This window comes from Salinimicrobium sp. WS361, assembly GCF_050750585.1.
GTDB lineage: Bacteria > Bacteroidota > Bacteroidia > Flavobacteriales > Flavobacteriaceae > Salinimicrobium.
On the sequence record NZ_JBOJLM010000012.1, the window covers coordinates 73,725 to 88,346 of the forward strand.

Annotated in this window: 10 protein-coding genes, 1 other RNA gene and 1 pseudogene; 5 read left to right on the forward strand and 7 right to left on the reverse strand. The window is 41.6% G+C overall.

From position 1 onward, the window contains the following. Nucleotides 1–318: 318 nt before the first annotated feature. Nucleotides 319–718: a transfer-messenger RNA gene (gene ssrA / locus ACQ93I_RS12700) on the forward strand. Nucleotides 719–892: 174 nt separating this feature from the next. Here ssrA and ACQ93I_RS12705 read toward each other — a convergent pair. Continuing rightward, a complete protein-coding gene (locus ACQ93I_RS12705) occupies nucleotides 893–2,386 on the reverse strand; it encodes a PLP-dependent aminotransferase family protein (RefSeq protein WP_431698817.1) in 1,494 nt (497 codons plus the stop codon). 70 nt (nucleotides 2,387–2,456) lie between these two features. Here ACQ93I_RS12705 and ACQ93I_RS12710 point away from each other — a divergent pair, with 70 nt between their 5' ends. Next, a complete protein-coding gene (locus ACQ93I_RS12710) occupies nucleotides 2,457–4,349 on the forward strand; it encodes a TonB-dependent receptor plug domain-containing protein (RefSeq protein WP_431698818.1) in 1,893 nt (630 codons plus the stop codon). A 112-nt stretch (nucleotides 4,350–4,461) separates the two neighbouring features. On the opposite strand, the gene ACQ93I_RS12715 is transcribed toward ACQ93I_RS12710, so the two are convergent. The 4 genes from ACQ93I_RS12715 to ACQ93I_RS12730 are packed head-to-tail and all read right to left on the reverse strand — an operon-like array spanning nucleotide 4,462 to nucleotide 9,586. Continuing rightward, entirely contained in the window at nucleotides 4,462–5,877 is a 1,416-nt protein-coding gene (locus ACQ93I_RS12715; RefSeq protein WP_431698819.1) for a TolC family protein, read from the reverse strand. Then, nucleotides 5,877–7,232 (reverse strand): HlyD family secretion protein, encoded by a 1,356-nt coding sequence (locus ACQ93I_RS12720; protein WP_431698820.1) that lies wholly within the window; start codon nucleotides 7,230–7,232, stop codon nucleotides 5,877–5,879. Before ACQ93I_RS12720 ends, ACQ93I_RS12715 begins: the two co-directional genes overlap by 1 nt. Beyond that, nucleotides 7,225–8,907 carry a peptidase domain-containing ABC transporter gene (locus tag ACQ93I_RS12725; protein WP_431698821.1) on the reverse strand — a complete coding sequence of 561 codons (1,683 nt, stop codon included), beginning with the start codon at nucleotides 8,905–8,907 and terminating at the stop codon, nucleotides 7,225–7,227. Before ACQ93I_RS12725 ends, ACQ93I_RS12720 begins: the two co-directional genes overlap by 8 nt. Then, complete coding sequence (locus ACQ93I_RS12730; RefSeq protein WP_431698822.1) at nucleotides 8,900–9,586, reverse strand: TetR/AcrR family transcriptional regulator; 687 nt, start codon at nucleotides 9,584–9,586, stop codon at nucleotides 8,900–8,902. Before ACQ93I_RS12730 ends, ACQ93I_RS12725 begins: the two co-directional genes overlap by 8 nt. Before the next feature lie 249 nt (nucleotides 9,587–9,835). Here ACQ93I_RS12730 and ACQ93I_RS12735 point away from each other — a divergent pair. Continuing rightward, a pseudogene (locus tag ACQ93I_RS12735) lies at nucleotides 9,836–10,027 on the forward strand (hypothetical protein); the annotation flags it as partial. A gap of 18 nt (nucleotides 10,028–10,045) precedes the next feature. On the opposite strand, the gene ACQ93I_RS12740 reads toward ACQ93I_RS12735, so the two are convergent. Together ACQ93I_RS12740 and ACQ93I_RS12745 are read right to left on the reverse strand one after the other, a co-directional pair. Further along, complete coding sequence (locus ACQ93I_RS12740; RefSeq protein WP_431698823.1) at nucleotides 10,046–10,501, reverse strand: hypothetical protein; 456 nt, start codon at nucleotides 10,499–10,501, stop codon at nucleotides 10,046–10,048. Nucleotides 10,502–10,819: 318 nt separating this feature from the next. Continuing rightward, entirely contained in the window at nucleotides 10,820–12,916 is a 2,097-nt protein-coding gene (locus tag ACQ93I_RS12745) for a lipocalin family protein (RefSeq protein WP_431698824.1), read from the reverse strand. A gap of 220 nt (nucleotides 12,917–13,136) precedes the next feature. On the opposite strand from ACQ93I_RS12745, the gene ACQ93I_RS12750 reads away from it, so the two are divergent. After that, entirely contained in the window at nucleotides 13,137–13,631 is a 495-nt protein-coding gene (locus ACQ93I_RS12750) for a YqiA/YcfP family alpha/beta fold hydrolase (protein WP_431698825.1), read from the forward strand. Nucleotides 13,632–13,634: 3 nt separating this feature from the next. Beyond that, nucleotides 13,635–14,522, forward strand: a complete 888-nt coding sequence (locus tag ACQ93I_RS12755) for a helix-turn-helix transcriptional regulator (RefSeq protein ID WP_431698826.1) — start codon at nucleotides 13,635–13,637, stop codon at nucleotides 14,520–14,522. Nucleotides 14,523–14,622: the final 100 nt, after the last annotated feature.

A 14,622-nucleotide genomic window follows, 5' to 3' on the forward strand; every position in this document is an offset into this window, starting at 1 on the left:
GGAGTGGGAAAAAGATAATAGAAAGCTGTGCTGCAAGAGGCAGGAATGAATCATTTAACAGGCAATAAGTGTAAAATACATATGAGCACAACTGGAATATCTAATCGGCAAAAAACAATAAATACTCTTGTATCTCCACATTCCTCTTCCACTTATTTTGCCAATAAACCTCCGAAAGATTTGAAAGGAACCAGAAACAACAGCGAATCCTGTTATTTGTAATCCAAAATGTCTATTTTTGTTACTCTTATACTCAACCTATGACTAATAGGTTTGGCATGAAATATGCATTATTATTGCAGAAGTTCTTTACATAATGGGGTCGACTTGGTTTTGACAGCGAGTCTAATTGAGTTGTAAGCACGTCGAGCGCTGGGAAATAGCTCGTAAATCTCATTTTTCACACTTTTTAAACGGCGAGAATAACTACGCCTTGGCAGCATAATCTGAATTATAGTAGGATTACTCTAGTCCCTACAAGGTAGGGAGCCAAGATGTCTCGTGAAGGCCTTGATTTACGGCACTCACACCAGAGGCACCGACAAAGTAAATATAGAGACTGCAGGACCTTGATGCAGTTTTGAAACTTAATTGAGGATAAGTGTGCAGTTGGTGGTTTTCGGCCGGCTGCACATCGAAAATTAAGCGAAAACTAAACGTGTAGAAAGCTTCTGAATTGCTTGTTTGGACGAGGGTTCGAACCCCTCCGACTCCACTATTAAACGCAGCTAAGCTGCGGATTAAAACAGGAAAAACTTGCCAGGCATTTTGCTTGAGCAGGTTTTTTTCGTTTAAAGACGCCTGTCCCGTCGGCACAGTATGGTTAGCTGCATTTGCAGGACTGGATTCATTAGGGGAAGGCGCTGGCCTTTTAAAACTTCCAACTATTCCTTCATCCTTGCAGCGAAGCCTCAGAAACCAATTCTCCATATACTTCAGCAAGTAATCTTACAGCTTCTCCCATTTCCTTTTTGCTGAGATGGCCAAATCCCAATCTTAAAGCAATAAGATTTTGATTTTGATAAAGACATATACCCGGAATCAAGAGTCCCTTTTTTCTTGCTCTCTTTTGAAAGTGACTTAATGAAAATGATTGATTAAACTGAACCCAGAAAGCCAGGCCTGATAAAGGTACACTAAATGTAATTTCGCTTTTAAAGTAGGTATGGAGTAATTGGGCAAACATTCTTTTTCTTTCACTAATTACGCTGTAAAATTTCCTTTGATACCGATGTACATCCCCTTGATGAATAATATCTCCCAGCGTCTTTTCCATTAAGAAATTGGGCCTGCCAAAAATATTTAGGTACTTTTTTCCTTCTTCCAAAAAGTCTTCTGGGGCGATTACTAAATGCATTGGAAATCCGGGGGTGAGGAACCTTCCAAATGCTCCAATATAGATAACCCGGTTTCCGCCGTCCTTTCTATAGAGTGATGCCGACCTGTCTTTTGGGAGGGAAAATTCAAAGTCGTCATCATCTTCAATCACAATAAAGTTGTATTGTTCCGCTAATTGGAGCAAAGCTGTCTTTCGCTCTTCAGAAAGAGGAACTGTAGTGGGGTATTGGCTACGAGGGTTGAGGTAAACGAACCTAATCTCACCGGCCTTAAAGTGCTCCCTGATAAAATCAACCCTCATCCCGTCCTCATCCACAGGAATCGTCCTTAGCTGTGCACCTGCCTGACCAAAAATCATATTTGGCAGAAAATAACTCAGGTTCTCCACCAAAATAATATCCCCCGTTTTTAAAAGTAACTGCGATAAGATGGAAAAAACCTGCTCCCTTCCCGAAATGGGCAACAAAAATTTTCTGGAAAGATGAAATCCCCTGGTGATATTCAGGTAATAACTGAGCTGGTCTCTAAAAAATAGATTACCTCCAGTTGCCTGCTGGAATTCATTGAACCAATTGGCCTTTCTAAGTACCGAGGCGAAAAAACGAGCTAATTCTTCCCCTTTGATGATCCCATAATCGGGTGTTCCATCTGTGAAATAAAGATCTTCACGATGCTCTAATAAAGGAGTATCCAGAATAAATTGTTTCCTGAAAGTAAAGGCAGCCTTTTCCGGAGGTGACCTAAAAGCTCTGGAACCGATGGCCGCCACCGAAGATAGCTCCGCATTTTTTACAAAAGTACCTATGTTGGGAATGCTATTTATCCATCCCTGCTCTTGCAGCTCCACCAGGGAGGCCATAATTGTTTTTCTGTGAACTTGCAGGTCTTCTGCGATTTTCCTGCTTCCGGGGAGTTGATCGCCATCTTCCAGAAGGTTTGTTTTAACCGCATTAATAAACTGATACACTATTTGCATATAGACCGGATCTTTTTTACTGCGATCTATTTTGACAAAGGAATGGAAAGCAATGTTAACCGGACTACTCATTATTTTTAAATCGGACTAGCAAAGTTACCCCTTAAACCTTAATCTTTGCACCCCAATTGAATATAATTAAATGAAAAAAATAATTTTTGCAGTGGGTGTCTTATGCAGCCTCCCTGTATTTGCACAACAACAGGAGACATCTCCTGAACACGAGAATCAGGAAAATCCAGAAAATGAGCTAAAGGAAGTAGTAATACACGGAAACAGGATCAGGATCCCTTTTAGCGAAGCAGCCCGGGATATACAGGTCATTACAAGAGGCCAGATTGAAATGCTCCCCGCAAGATCTATTAATGAAGTTTTATCATACATCAGCGGAGTTGATATTCGCCAGCACGGACCTTTTGGGACTCAAACCGATATTTCCATTGACGGCGGAACCTCTGAACAAACCATAATCCTGATCAATGGTGTGAAGATGATTGATTCACAGACTGCCCATAACATGATGAATATCCCCATTCCCCTGAGTGCCATAGACCATATTGAAGTGCTTAGAGGTGCCGCAGCCAGGATCTTCGGAATTAACGCTCTTACGGGTGCTATAAATATTGTGACCAGGAAAGAAAGCCACTCCTCTATCACTTCAATTGTACAGGCCGGAAGTTCTTTTGAGCAAAAGGAAGAGGGCGATGGCTCTGGAATCTACGCCGGAGGCCGGGCAGAAGTCACAGGTAACTTTGGAAGCGAAAACCAAAATCATCTCTTATCATTAGCTCAAAGTAATTACAATGGGCAGCGCTACAATTCTGCCTCCAAAAACACCCGACTTTTTTATAATGGGGAATACAACTTCGATAGTAATAACAATCTGCAAGCCATGGCGGGATATGCCGGAAGTAGGTTTGGAGCCAACGGCTTTTACGCAGCTCCCGGAGACCGTAATTCCGAAGAACTCGTTCAGTCATCTATATTCAGTCTTTCCTCAAAACACCAGTGGGGCGATCTCATGGTTTCTCCCAGGATCAGCAATCGCTATGGTGAAGACGACTACCGGTATTTTAAAAATGACCTGAGCAAAGGCCGCTCCATACACTACACCAACGCCCTCATGCTTGAACTTAACAGCAGTCTTGTAACCAACGTGGGCACCCTTGGCTTTGGCTGGGAATCCCGACTGGAAACAATCAACAGTTCAAACATTGGGGAACATAAGCGTGATAACCATGGTGCTTATGCCGAAATAAGAAGCCGCCTTGGAGAGAAGATTAGAGGAACGGCGGGAGTTTACGCCAATTACAACACCGATTTTGGCTGGCAACTGTATCCCGGATTAGACCTGGCCTATCTCATCAATAATCACTGGAAACTTTCTACCAGCATAGGGTCCGGCCAAAGAATCCCTTCCTTTACAGATCTCTACCTGGACCAGCGCCCCGGAAATATAGGAAATGCTTCGCTACAACCCGAAGACGCCTGGAATTACGAAGGTAACATTCATTACCAGAAAGAGAATTTAAACCTGCAGGTGGGATACTTCTACCGGGAGATTAACGATTTCATAGACTGGGTAAGAGAAGATACCTCACAGCCCTATTCCCCGGTAAACTTTGGTGAGAACAACACGCAGGGGGTTTATGCCAGGATACAACAGAATTTTTACCTGGAGGGCCGTCAATCCTTTGGCTATAGATTCAGTTATAATTATTTAGATCCCAAGATCAGGAGTTCAGCCGATGTTCAATCCAAATATGTACTTGAGTCCCTGAGGCATCAGTTTATTGCAGGAGCACATTACCGAATCAATGAGCTCTCTCTCCAAATTGAGAATCGCTGGCTGCAGCGCGAACTCTCCGATGCTTATAACGTTACAGATATTCGTATGAATTACAACTGGCAAAAGCTTCTCTTCTTTACAGAGGTAACTAATCTTTTTGATGCTGAATATACAGAAGCAGGCGCTGTACCTATGCCTACACGTTGGTTCAGTTTAGGATTAAGGTACGAGTTGAATAAATTTTAAGATTCAGGGGCAAAATTATATTGATTACATTCAGAGCATTGCACCTGACTCTTGAAAAATTAAAACGGAATCCGGAAAGTCACTGTTATGATTTTCCAGATTCCGTTTTTTGTTATTGCTGAATTTCTGCTTCCACATCCGGTATTACCCCAAGGCTGCGATATAGTTCAGCCCTGGTGGTTAGAAACTCTGTAAAGAGCTCTGTTTGTTTTAAACGGGCTTGTATTAGCTTTGTCTCCCTTGAATTGATCAGAAAAAGGGAACTTTCTCCAAAACTGAATTTTCGCTCTTCGGCATTTAACAGTCGCTCATAGTTTTCTACCATTTCTGAAGTTAACCTTATTTGCTCTACATAAGAATCCAGCTCCTGCATTAATCCGTCGACTTTATTTTCTATTTGCCGGCGGTTCAATTCCAGTTCAAGGGAAGCATCTTCAATTTTGTATTCGGCCAACTTCAGCTCGCCGCGCTCCTTCCGAAGAAAAAGTGGAAAACTTATATTTAAACCGGCTTTATAGTTTGAAGTATCAAAATTATCAATGAGTTCAGGATCCGGAGTAATGAAGTTATATTCCAAATCTATTTTTGGCAAAAGATTGTTAACCTTCAAACGTCGCTCTACTCTTAGTGCTTTCAGTTTTGCCTCCAGGGCCCTTAATTTTGGATGCCCTTCAAAAATGGCATTTTTCACACCTTTTTCCGTTTGCACTTCAAGAACTTGGTCATGTAAGAAGTCAACTTCAGGTACAGTTCCAGGCTGTAATTCTACCGGCACATTATTGTCGAGCCAAAGAAATGTGGAAACTTCAAGCTTTTGTTTTAGCAGTTTAACCTTTGTCTGCTCTAACTGAAGCAAACGTTCCTGAAGCGCAATACCTGCTTCAACAGTATCTATAGCTGCAATCTCTCCAAAGGTCGCACTTCTCTCAATACCATCTGATCTTTGCCGGGCGTTGGCCACAAATTCCTGGTACACTTCAAGTTCTTTTTGGAGCCTTGCCCAATTGAGATATGCCACGGAAGCTTCAAAAAGTACTTCGGCTATCATGAGGTTTTGTTCTGCTTCTGTTTGCTCCTTTAAGGCTCTGGCTGAACGAAGTGCCGCCCGTCTTTTGTCCATAATCAAGCCCTGGGCGATAGATAATGATACACCGGCAGCAAACAGGCCTTCGGGAGGAACTGTGCGTTGAGGATTTAGATATACACCTTCATTTTGCTCAAAGCCGGCCTTTAATTCTACGCCATACCAGGTGGGAATTTTAAAAGTGGAATTTAAGAGATCATAATATTCGGTGCCTTTAAATTCCTTGCGGCTGTAGTCTATTTCCAGCTTGGGATCAAAAGCCCCTCTTGCTTTTAAAAGTTCGGCTTCGCCCATTTCAAGCTGAAGGTTTGCCTGTCTCACCATAGGATGATACTGCTTCACATAAGCTAAAAATTCTGGATAGCTTAGAACCTGAGTTGTGGTTTCCTGTGCCTTTAAAACAAAAACCTGCAGGAATAATGCAATGGCCAAAATAAATCTCATCACTTCTGCTTTTCCTGGTTTTCAACAACTATTTCTGGCTGGTAATAATCTGGTGGAAAGCCGTTAAGGTTTCTCCATATTTCATACCAGATAGGCACCTCATCAAGCAGGGCCAGAGTTGTTGCCCCCGAACCAATTCTCACCCCTCTAGGCCAGGGCTCATCTTCGGGATCTGGCGCCAACAGAACACGGTACTTCCCATTCTGACTTATAAAATTATCTATGGCAACGATCTTTGCACCATAAGTCCCGTAGGAAAGATTTTCCCAACCGCTAAAGACTATGGAAGGCCAGCCTTCAAATTGCACCCTTACCTTCTCACCCTCGTGCATTAGAGGCACATCAAGCGGTTTCACATAAGTCTCTACTGCCAAATCAAAATCGGCCGGCATAATCTCCACCAACCTCTCTCCTTCTTTAAAAGTTTCACCCAAACCTGCTTTTAAGACCTTATTAATATTACCTTTTTGAGGGGCCAGCACATAGTACATCTGGTTGCGAATAGAGTAATTGCTATAATCACTTTGGAGCTTGCTCACCTGGGCCGCAGCATCATACTGGTTGGAACGCGCCGTATGCGAATCACTTTGCGCCTTTGAAACCTTATCACTGTATTCGGCGGCTATCCTGTTAATTTCAAGTTCGGCATTGATAACTTCATTCCTGCTCGCCAGCAATTTATTTTCCTGGGAAATTAGTTTCGCCCGGGAGTCCTGCAACTTTTGCCTTTTTTCCTCAACATCGGGCAGTGCTTTAAGCCCTTCCTGTTGCAGCTGTTGGGTTCGCTCAAACTGAGCCTGCGCAATATCTAGGTTAGCCCTTACAGCTTCAAGATCTATGCTGTCACTTTCCAGCTTTAGTTGAGCCTGTCGCAGCTTGTTTAAAGCCTGCTGCCTTTTTAATTCCCTTTCCTTTCCCAGTGCATTAATTTGAGAGGAAAGCGCCTTAATTTTTTCGGAATAGGACTCTACAGAACCCGATTTTGCATTTAGCTGCTCGGCGGTTCTTTCTACCAGTAAAGGATCAAAATACTCTCCTTTTACTTCGGAAATATGAAGAATCGTATCTCCTTTTTGCACGAACTCCCCCTCCTGCACATACCATTTTTCAATCTTCCCCGGAATTGGGGATTGAATGGTTTGAGGCCGATGTTCGGGCATAAGAGTGGTGACATAGCCCTTGCCACTTACATTTTGCGTCCAGGGTAGAAAGAGAATAAACAACAAGGCTATAAAAGCGGCTAACAAAAACCTATTGAAGTATTTATAGTGCCTTTTGTGAAGCGCCCTTTTTCCTGCTTCAAACTTCTCAAGGTCCACCTCATTGCCTACAGGATATTTTGATATATTAAGCATGTTCTAATTCTAAAGTTTCTTTGATCCTTCCGTTTTCCAGTACGATCTTTCTACTACATACATTTTCCCAAAGTTCATTTCTACTGGCCACTACTATAGACCATTTGTGTTTTTTATCGGCTAAAAACCCAATAAGCCTGGTAGCCTCTTCTTTATTGAAAAGCTCAAGAGGTTCTTTCAGAATAAGGAGTTCAGGTTTTTTAAGAATAGCCCGTGCCAGGATGATCTTTTTTCGCTCCAGGTTTGACATAAATTTTCCTTCAGGATAGATCACACTGTTGAGGCCGTTTGACTGCAGCTTTAGAAATTGTGAAAGCCCCACCACCTTTATCACCTCCATCACTTCCTTTTCGCTTACACCTGGGCTGCCAAAACTGAGGTTTTCAAGCAGGCTTGCCTCAAAGGGTACTTCTTCGGGAAAGTAAACTCCCACCCTGCTTCGGAAGCCATTGATATGAAGACTTTTAATAGAAATATCATTAACATAAATATGGCCTGAAGAGGCTTCGGTAACACCCGAAACCAGCTTTAAAAGACTGGTTTTTCCGCTTCCGTTACTACCAGACACAATAAGTTTTTCCCCCGGATGTATCTTCAGGTTGATATCCTTCAGAATAACCAGGTCTGAATCTTCAGCTCGATAATCAACATTGGAAAGTTCAATGCAAAGCGGTTCATCCTGAGAAAGGCTATTTTCTGCTGTTTGTTTCTCAATTTTCATATCCAACACCCCTCCAAGTTTTTCCAGAGAAGTGAGCACATCGTAAATAGATTCAAGTCCGCGGGTAAGCTTTTCAACTGAACTCATTATTAAAAGAATAATGATCTCGGCTGCCACAAACTGCCCAATATTCATTTCCTGATTAAGCACCAGGAGCCCTCCCACTGCAAGAAGACCACCGGTTACCAGCACTTTAAATACGATCATTTTAATATACTGAATGCGCAGCACCCCAAAATGGCCTTCGCGGGCCGCCAAATATTTCATGGTATATTTGTCATTTTTGACAAGTGAAAGACTGGTATTCCCCGCTAATTTAAAGCTGAGCAGAGAACGCGCGATTTCCTGAAGCCAGTGCGCCACCTTATACTTGCTCTTTGATTCCTCAAGACTGGTCTCCATGCCACGGCGAGCCGTAAACCTAAACACAAGGTAAATAAGACTTACCAGCAGAAGTCCAAAAATGATAAAAAGAGGATGGTACAGCGACAGCAGAATGAGCCCGAAAACGATTTGAACCAGTGCCGCAGGAAAGTCGAGTAATAACTTCGAAATTCCCTTTTGAACTGAAAGAATATCGAAAAAGCGATTGGCCTGCTCTGGCGGATATGAATTCTTGAACTCGTTCATTTTTATCTTCGGAAACCTGTAGGCAAATTCGAAAGAGCCACGGGTAAATATCTTTTGCTGAATGTTCTCAACAATCCGGAGCTGCATGAGTTCAAGAACCCCTACAAACCCCACTGCGACAGTTACGAGTACCACGAGAATTATCCAGGAAGTACTTATTCTTCCGCCCTGAATAAAATTAACGATAGCTTGGATCCCCAATGGAACTGAGAGATTGAGAAGCCCGGCGAAAATGGCATAATAGAAGGTTTGTAAAATATCCCTTCTGTCGAGTTTGAGTAATCCCTGTAGGCGCTTTAAAGGAGAGGCTGATTCTTTAGCCATTATTTTTCAGGTTTAAAACATTTAGAACCATGTGAGTAAAATAGTCTGAAGGCAGAATGGTTTCACTACACTCTGTCAATGAAGGAAAGTGTTCTTTCAGAAAAAACTGGTGGAGAGAACCCTCGAGAATTGTACTTGCAAGAGAAGAAGGATAAGGATAATCGCTTCTCACCTCCAGGATCATCTCCCTAAGCCTTAACACAAGCCGATGGTGAACTGCGAAAAAGCCTTCTTTATTCTCCCTGTCTACCTCTTTGGTAAGATAGGATTTGGAAAATTCGTTCACCACTACCCTACTGAGCACAACCTCATCTATATGAGAGATCACAGCATCTTTTTCTACCTGCCGGGTGAGCACCTGTACGGCCTTTTGGAGCTTTGCAGAGGCATCAGCAATATTGGCGGTGGAAAAGACCAGTTGATATTCTTTCCATGCCCAATACCAGGAAGTAAGGTACAAGAGTAGTTTATGTTTATTCTCAAAGTACCTGTAAACCGAACTTTCGTTAGAACTAATTTCTTTTCCTAATTTTTTAAAGGTGAATTGTTCAAAGCCCATGCGATCAATAAGCAGGATACTTTGTTGAATAATTCTCATGCCCAGGTCTGTAGATTCGGGATCTTTAAGGTAAAGCTTATCATTGACCTCAATTTTAATTTGAGATAGTAAGTGCTTCATATATAAATTTTTACTCTGCAAATTAATAGTAAAACTTTCATATATAAAAGCACTACTATTTTAAATAGAGGCTTTACAATTATCCTGCCATTATTTATCAGCAGTTAATCAAAAAATATTTATGAGCGAGATCTAAAAACCCGGAAGAAGGAAATAAACGCGATTAGTATAAAATTGTTTTGCCCGTAAAGCTAAAGGAGAAGAAGAATGGTTTATAGGAGGAGTTACCGATAAAAACCCCGGACTTCCACTATAAATTTTGATTTCCTTCTAAAAAGGGTACAAATTCATCGCATTATTTATGCCGATGGGAAGGATGCCAGCTATGACAAAAATCCGCCAAGCTACAGTATTAAAAAAGTAATAGTAGATTCCATATCCAGGCTCAAACAAAAAATTAGCCTTTGGCAGCGGAATCGCAATTTCAATAAGACCTGCTAAAAAAGCAGAAATTAAGTATTAATTTTTCGGGTTCATATATTCATATTTTTCCCAATTTTCAGGTAATTGATTCGTCACCTCCAGTTTATTGGAAGAAATTGTAGGTTTAACCCTTATCACCTTCAGCGAATCTGTAACCGTGACCACATGTTCACTGCGCATATTCACCAAATCAAGATGTCTCAGCTTAAAAAGGTGTTTTCCGTTTTCCAGGCGAATAATCACATAATCTTTGGCCCGCAATTGCCCTAAATTCTTATCATCAAGGACAATGTTCAACTGCGAAGTATTATCACTGGTGTGAAGAATATTGGCATCATTATAAATAAGAACAGTACCATTTCCAAGACTCTCCAAATTCACCATCTCTTTTTCCGTCTTAACCAGATTATATTCTGAAGGAATAGGCCTCAATGCACAGGAAGAAAAAAGTATGGTTATACAAATTGCAATGGTAGAAGTAAGATGTTTCATTTTTTATTATCTGATTTACTTATGGCTTTAGTTAATTCTCAAAAATGGCATTTTTGGGAGGTAATTTTAGGATAAACTTCCTTTCCCGCAGATTTCGCTGATTTTCGCAGACAAATCCCTCCATACTCAATACTCAATATTTAATTCTCACTACTACCTACTCCCACTGATCACTGAATACTAAATATGAACCTCGTCACGGATAGCAAACCCGCGCCATCGCGATATCAACACTTGTGTTTCCCGCAGATTTCGCTGATTTTCGCAGACAATTCCCTCCATACTCAATTCTCATTACTGAACACTGAACACTGATCACTAAAAATCCAGTATCTCGACAAAAATATCAGGTTTAGGTGCGGTACTTTCAAGGTCTTCTCTTTTGAAACCGGAAGAGATACTAATGATCTGCCCCAGGTGGTTCTCGAACATTAAATGTGGATATCCCTTGGTTTCTACAGTAGTCACTTTATTTGTAGTGAGGTTATAGATCCTGGCTTTCTTTTCGTGAATAGACTCGGTGGTTATATTCTCCTGCGGATCATTATTGGAGCCCAGGATCAGATTTCCGTCTCTGCTAATTCCTGACGGAAAGTAAGGGGTTTCAAAAGTTTCCTGCACATCAAAGCTCAGTGTAGAAAAAAGCTTGTTTTCCAGTAAGTTGATCACATAGTTCTGATTGGAACTGTATAATGTTGTCTTCTGTGAGCGTGATGTTATAGGAATATTCACAAGCTGCCCATCAGAAATTTTGCCCTGGGCATCGATAGAAAATTTATAACTTTTAGGCTCCTGATAATGCCCTACCAGAATTTCCCCATTTTTGAGAGGCAGCAGGTGGTAAGCAGTATTTCCGAAGTGCGTTGTAAAGTGAGACTTTTGTGAAATTAATTCCATGCTGCCATTTGTGCGTTTAAATGTGTAGATATCTGTGCTATTGGTAAAGCTGAAAATACCATTACCCAGGTATGCAAAATCAAAGAAGAAAGGTATGCCCTCAAGCTTCAGTTCATACTTGTAAGAAAGGTTACTGGCATCATATACAGCAAGTGCATTTCCCTGGGCAAAAAACAGCTCATTTCCGGTTTGAGTGTTATGTACCTGCATATGTATGCTGGTCATTGCTTCGGGTTGTTTATTGGCCGTGGCTGCTACCACATGATCCCGGTAGTTGTATTTGATTAGTTGACTCTGCCCGGCCTCCGATCTTCCGTAGAAAAATATTTCGGAAGCATTTGGAGCAGGGGTTGCAAACTTTATGTTATCGAAATCCATAACTTCAGGGTGCGACCAGCTTAGCTTCCATTTATTTTTATCGGAATATTGTTCTGAACTCACATTTCCGAAGATATCATAGGCATAAATGGCATATACAGGCTCCTTAAGATGAGGAGGGGTTTTGTCTATAAAGCTCGTCACTTCCCTGTCTTCAATTATTCCCACAGGATACTCCTGAAAAGCATAGCCTGAACCGCCGTCATAGTTACGAACGGCTATTTTGTAATGTGAAAAATAATTCCCTTCAAACGGCTCCCAATCAAGTTTCACCTCACCATTTTGCACTTCGCCATTCACGAAATTCATCTGAGAAGGTCGAAGGTTCTCGGTAAAAAATTCAACCAACCCACTCTCCCCCAGCAAACCTTTTTCATTAAAGATCTTGATGTAATAACATATCTCCTGAGATGCAGGCGGATCTACATCTATAAAAGAAGTTTGAGCCCTGTCTTTAATCGTCGCTACCAGTTGGGCATTGGCTTTGCTACAGCCCGCGGCACTTCTATAGATCTCATAACGGTCAAACTTATAGAAGCCGTCATAGGCCTGCCAGGTATATTTGACCTCGTTCCGGTTTTCGTCGGTAAGTTCATTTCCAAAAGTGTAGGAATACAGGTCGATGTCATTGGGCGGGGAATATTTACGCGCCATAAAACTGACTATCTCAAGTTCGGGATCATCATCTATCTCCACCTTCATCTTAAAAACTAGTTTATCGGCAGTAAGACGGGTAACGACCATCTCTTCGGAAGAGCCCCAGTCATTACGCAGCGTGATCACGCCCTTTTCCAGGTCATAGCTCAGGTTCTGCACCTCCTTTTCGCATTCATAGCTGGAGATATGAAAGAAATCGCGGTAGACATTATTGGTGGTAAACTGAAAAAAATCCCGGCCGCATTCCTCATAATTTGCAGGCACACCTGCAGTTTTGCCTTCAAATGCAACTTCGTAAATTGCCCATACCCCATTCAATTGCTGCATGCTGGCAGAAGTCAATGCATCTTTATAGAACAGATCTTCGGGGTCAGAAATTTCGTCTTCATCCTTAGAACAACCGGCAACTAAAATGAGCCCTACAAATAAGAAGATGCGCGAGAAGTTCCTCCTGTAACAGGAGGCAAACATTAGGTTATGCATGTGCGTAGTTATGAGAAGGATAGGTAGGGCCTATTCTGTTAATTCATATCAAATATATCAAAAAAGCTTTCTCGAAAGTTAATGGAATTAACAAATTTTAGAGGGATGGTAAAAAAATTCAGCAGAGGCCAAATAGCTCAATTTTCAGAAAATATTTTACTCACGACACTTTTTGTCGTCTTCTCTATGTTTCTTTACATTAGTAAACAAGCTAACACCTATGAACATTCTTTATCTACACGGATTGAACAGCAAATTAAGCGCGGCTAAAAATGCCATTTTAGAGAGGTATGGCAAGGTATACGCACCCGATATTAATTATTCCCGAAAACACCTTCAGCCAATCGAGATACTTCAGCCCTACCCTGAAACTGAATTCAATGTGATTATAGGGAGCAGTATGGGAGCTTTGAACGGATATATTATTTCCAACTGGATTGGCAGGCCGGCCCTCTTATTTAATCCGCCTTTGTCGAAATACCCGTGGAGCCTTATGCTTCCGGAAGCAAAATTCCGCAGAGGTAATGCTTCAAAGCAACTTCTGCTTGGGGGCAGGGATGAGATTGTGAATCCGCAGGAAACATTGGCTTTTTTGGGCAGGCACTTGCAGGATCATGAACTGGAGATCAAAATTGATCCGTTACTGGGACATCGCATTCCTGTAGATTTGTTTGAGGAACAGGTAGCCTCTTTCTTTTCAAAAATCTGTTCTTAAATTATGTCATTAGCCCAAACCATTAGACGGTACAACAGGATCATTTCTGTTTTGAGAATAAGGCCTATGAGTTATGAAGAGGTGCAAAGAGAGATAGGCAAGGCCCGTGATGCCTTAGAAGAAAATCTACTTACCTCTCACCGCACCTTTCAAAGGGATATTAAGAATATTGAGAGGGTTTATGATATTACGATAGCTTCAGATAAAAGCACCAACAAATATTCTATACAGGATGACATAGAGGGTATGCATTCCCGCCGACTCCGGGAGAATTTTGAGATCGTTAATGCCATTCGTCTGTCTAAAGGCTTTGCTGAAATCCTCCTTTTTGAGGAGCGGAAATCTTTGGGTACAGAACATATGGCAGGATTAATCCACGCCATCCAGAACAAGCTTGTTGTAAATTTTGATTACCACAAGTATTGGGATGAGTCGGTAAGCAGCCGGAGTGTGAAGCCCATTGCCCTAAAAGAAGCCAAAAACCGCTGGTATTTAATAGCTGAAGATGAAGAGCAGGTCAAGAATTTTGCTCTTGACCGTATGAAGAAGCTGGTCATTACCGAACATAGATTTTTGGCCATAGATTACAACGTACACGAAGAATTTCGCGATAGTTTTGGGATCATTAATGGCACCGATGAAGCTGCTGAAGAAGTGCTGCTATCTTTCACTCCCCGCGAAGGTCAATATGTGCAATCCCTCCCGTTGCATCATAGCCAGGAGTTGTTGTTAAAGAATGACAGGGAGATGAGGTTCAGGTATTATATCAGGCCCACTTACGATTTTAGGATGGAAATTCTTTCTTACGGTGACCAGGTTAAGGTGCTTAAACCCCAAAAATTAAAGGAAGAAATCAAAACTCAATTACAGCAGGCTCTAAAAAAATATTAATAAATGACATTTTTGAGCGTCATGTTTTGGCGTCGCTTCCCATCATCTTTGTATCAAAGAACAGCAGGTTCTTTTAAAATATAATCCGTCTCTGCCAAAA

What these genes read in the sequence shown, in the direction of transcription:
- ACQ93I_RS12725 (WP_431698821.1), bottom strand. Translation starts at nt 8,907, where the DNA reads ATGGCTAAAGAATCAGCCTCTCCTTTAAAGCGCCTACAGGGATTACTC.
- ACQ93I_RS12720 (WP_431698820.1), bottom strand. Translation starts at nt 7,232, where the DNA reads ATGCTTAATATATCAAAATATCCTGTAGGCAATGAGGTGGACCTTGAG.
- ACQ93I_RS12755 (WP_431698826.1), top strand. Translation starts at nt 13,635, where the DNA reads ATGTCATTAGCCCAAACCATTAGACGGTACAACAGGATCATTTCTGTT.
- ACQ93I_RS12710 (WP_431698818.1), top strand. Translation starts at nt 2,457, where the DNA reads ATGAAAAAAATAATTTTTGCAGTGGGTGTCTTATGCAGCCTCCCTGTA.
- ACQ93I_RS12740 (WP_431698823.1), bottom strand. Translation starts at nt 10,501, where the DNA reads ATGAAACATCTTACTTCTACCATTGCAATTTGTATAACCATACTTTTT.
- ACQ93I_RS12705 (WP_431698817.1), bottom strand. Translation starts at nt 2,386, where the DNA reads ATGAGTAGTCCGGTTAACATTGCTTTCCATTCCTTTGTCAAAATAGAT.
- ACQ93I_RS12750 (WP_431698825.1), top strand. Translation starts at nt 13,137, where the DNA reads ATGAACATTCTTTATCTACACGGATTGAACAGCAAATTAAGCGCGGCT.
- ACQ93I_RS12730 (WP_431698822.1), bottom strand. Translation starts at nt 9,586, where the DNA reads ATGAAGCACTTACTATCTCAAATTAAAATTGAGGTCAATGATAAGCTT.
- ACQ93I_RS12715 (WP_431698819.1), bottom strand. Translation starts at nt 5,877, where the DNA reads ATGAGATTTATTTTGGCCATTGCATTATTCCTGCAGGTTTTTGTTTTA.
- ACQ93I_RS12745 (WP_431698824.1), bottom strand. Translation starts at nt 12,916, where the DNA reads ATGCATAACCTAATGTTTGCCTCCTGTTACAGGAGGAACTTCTCGCGC.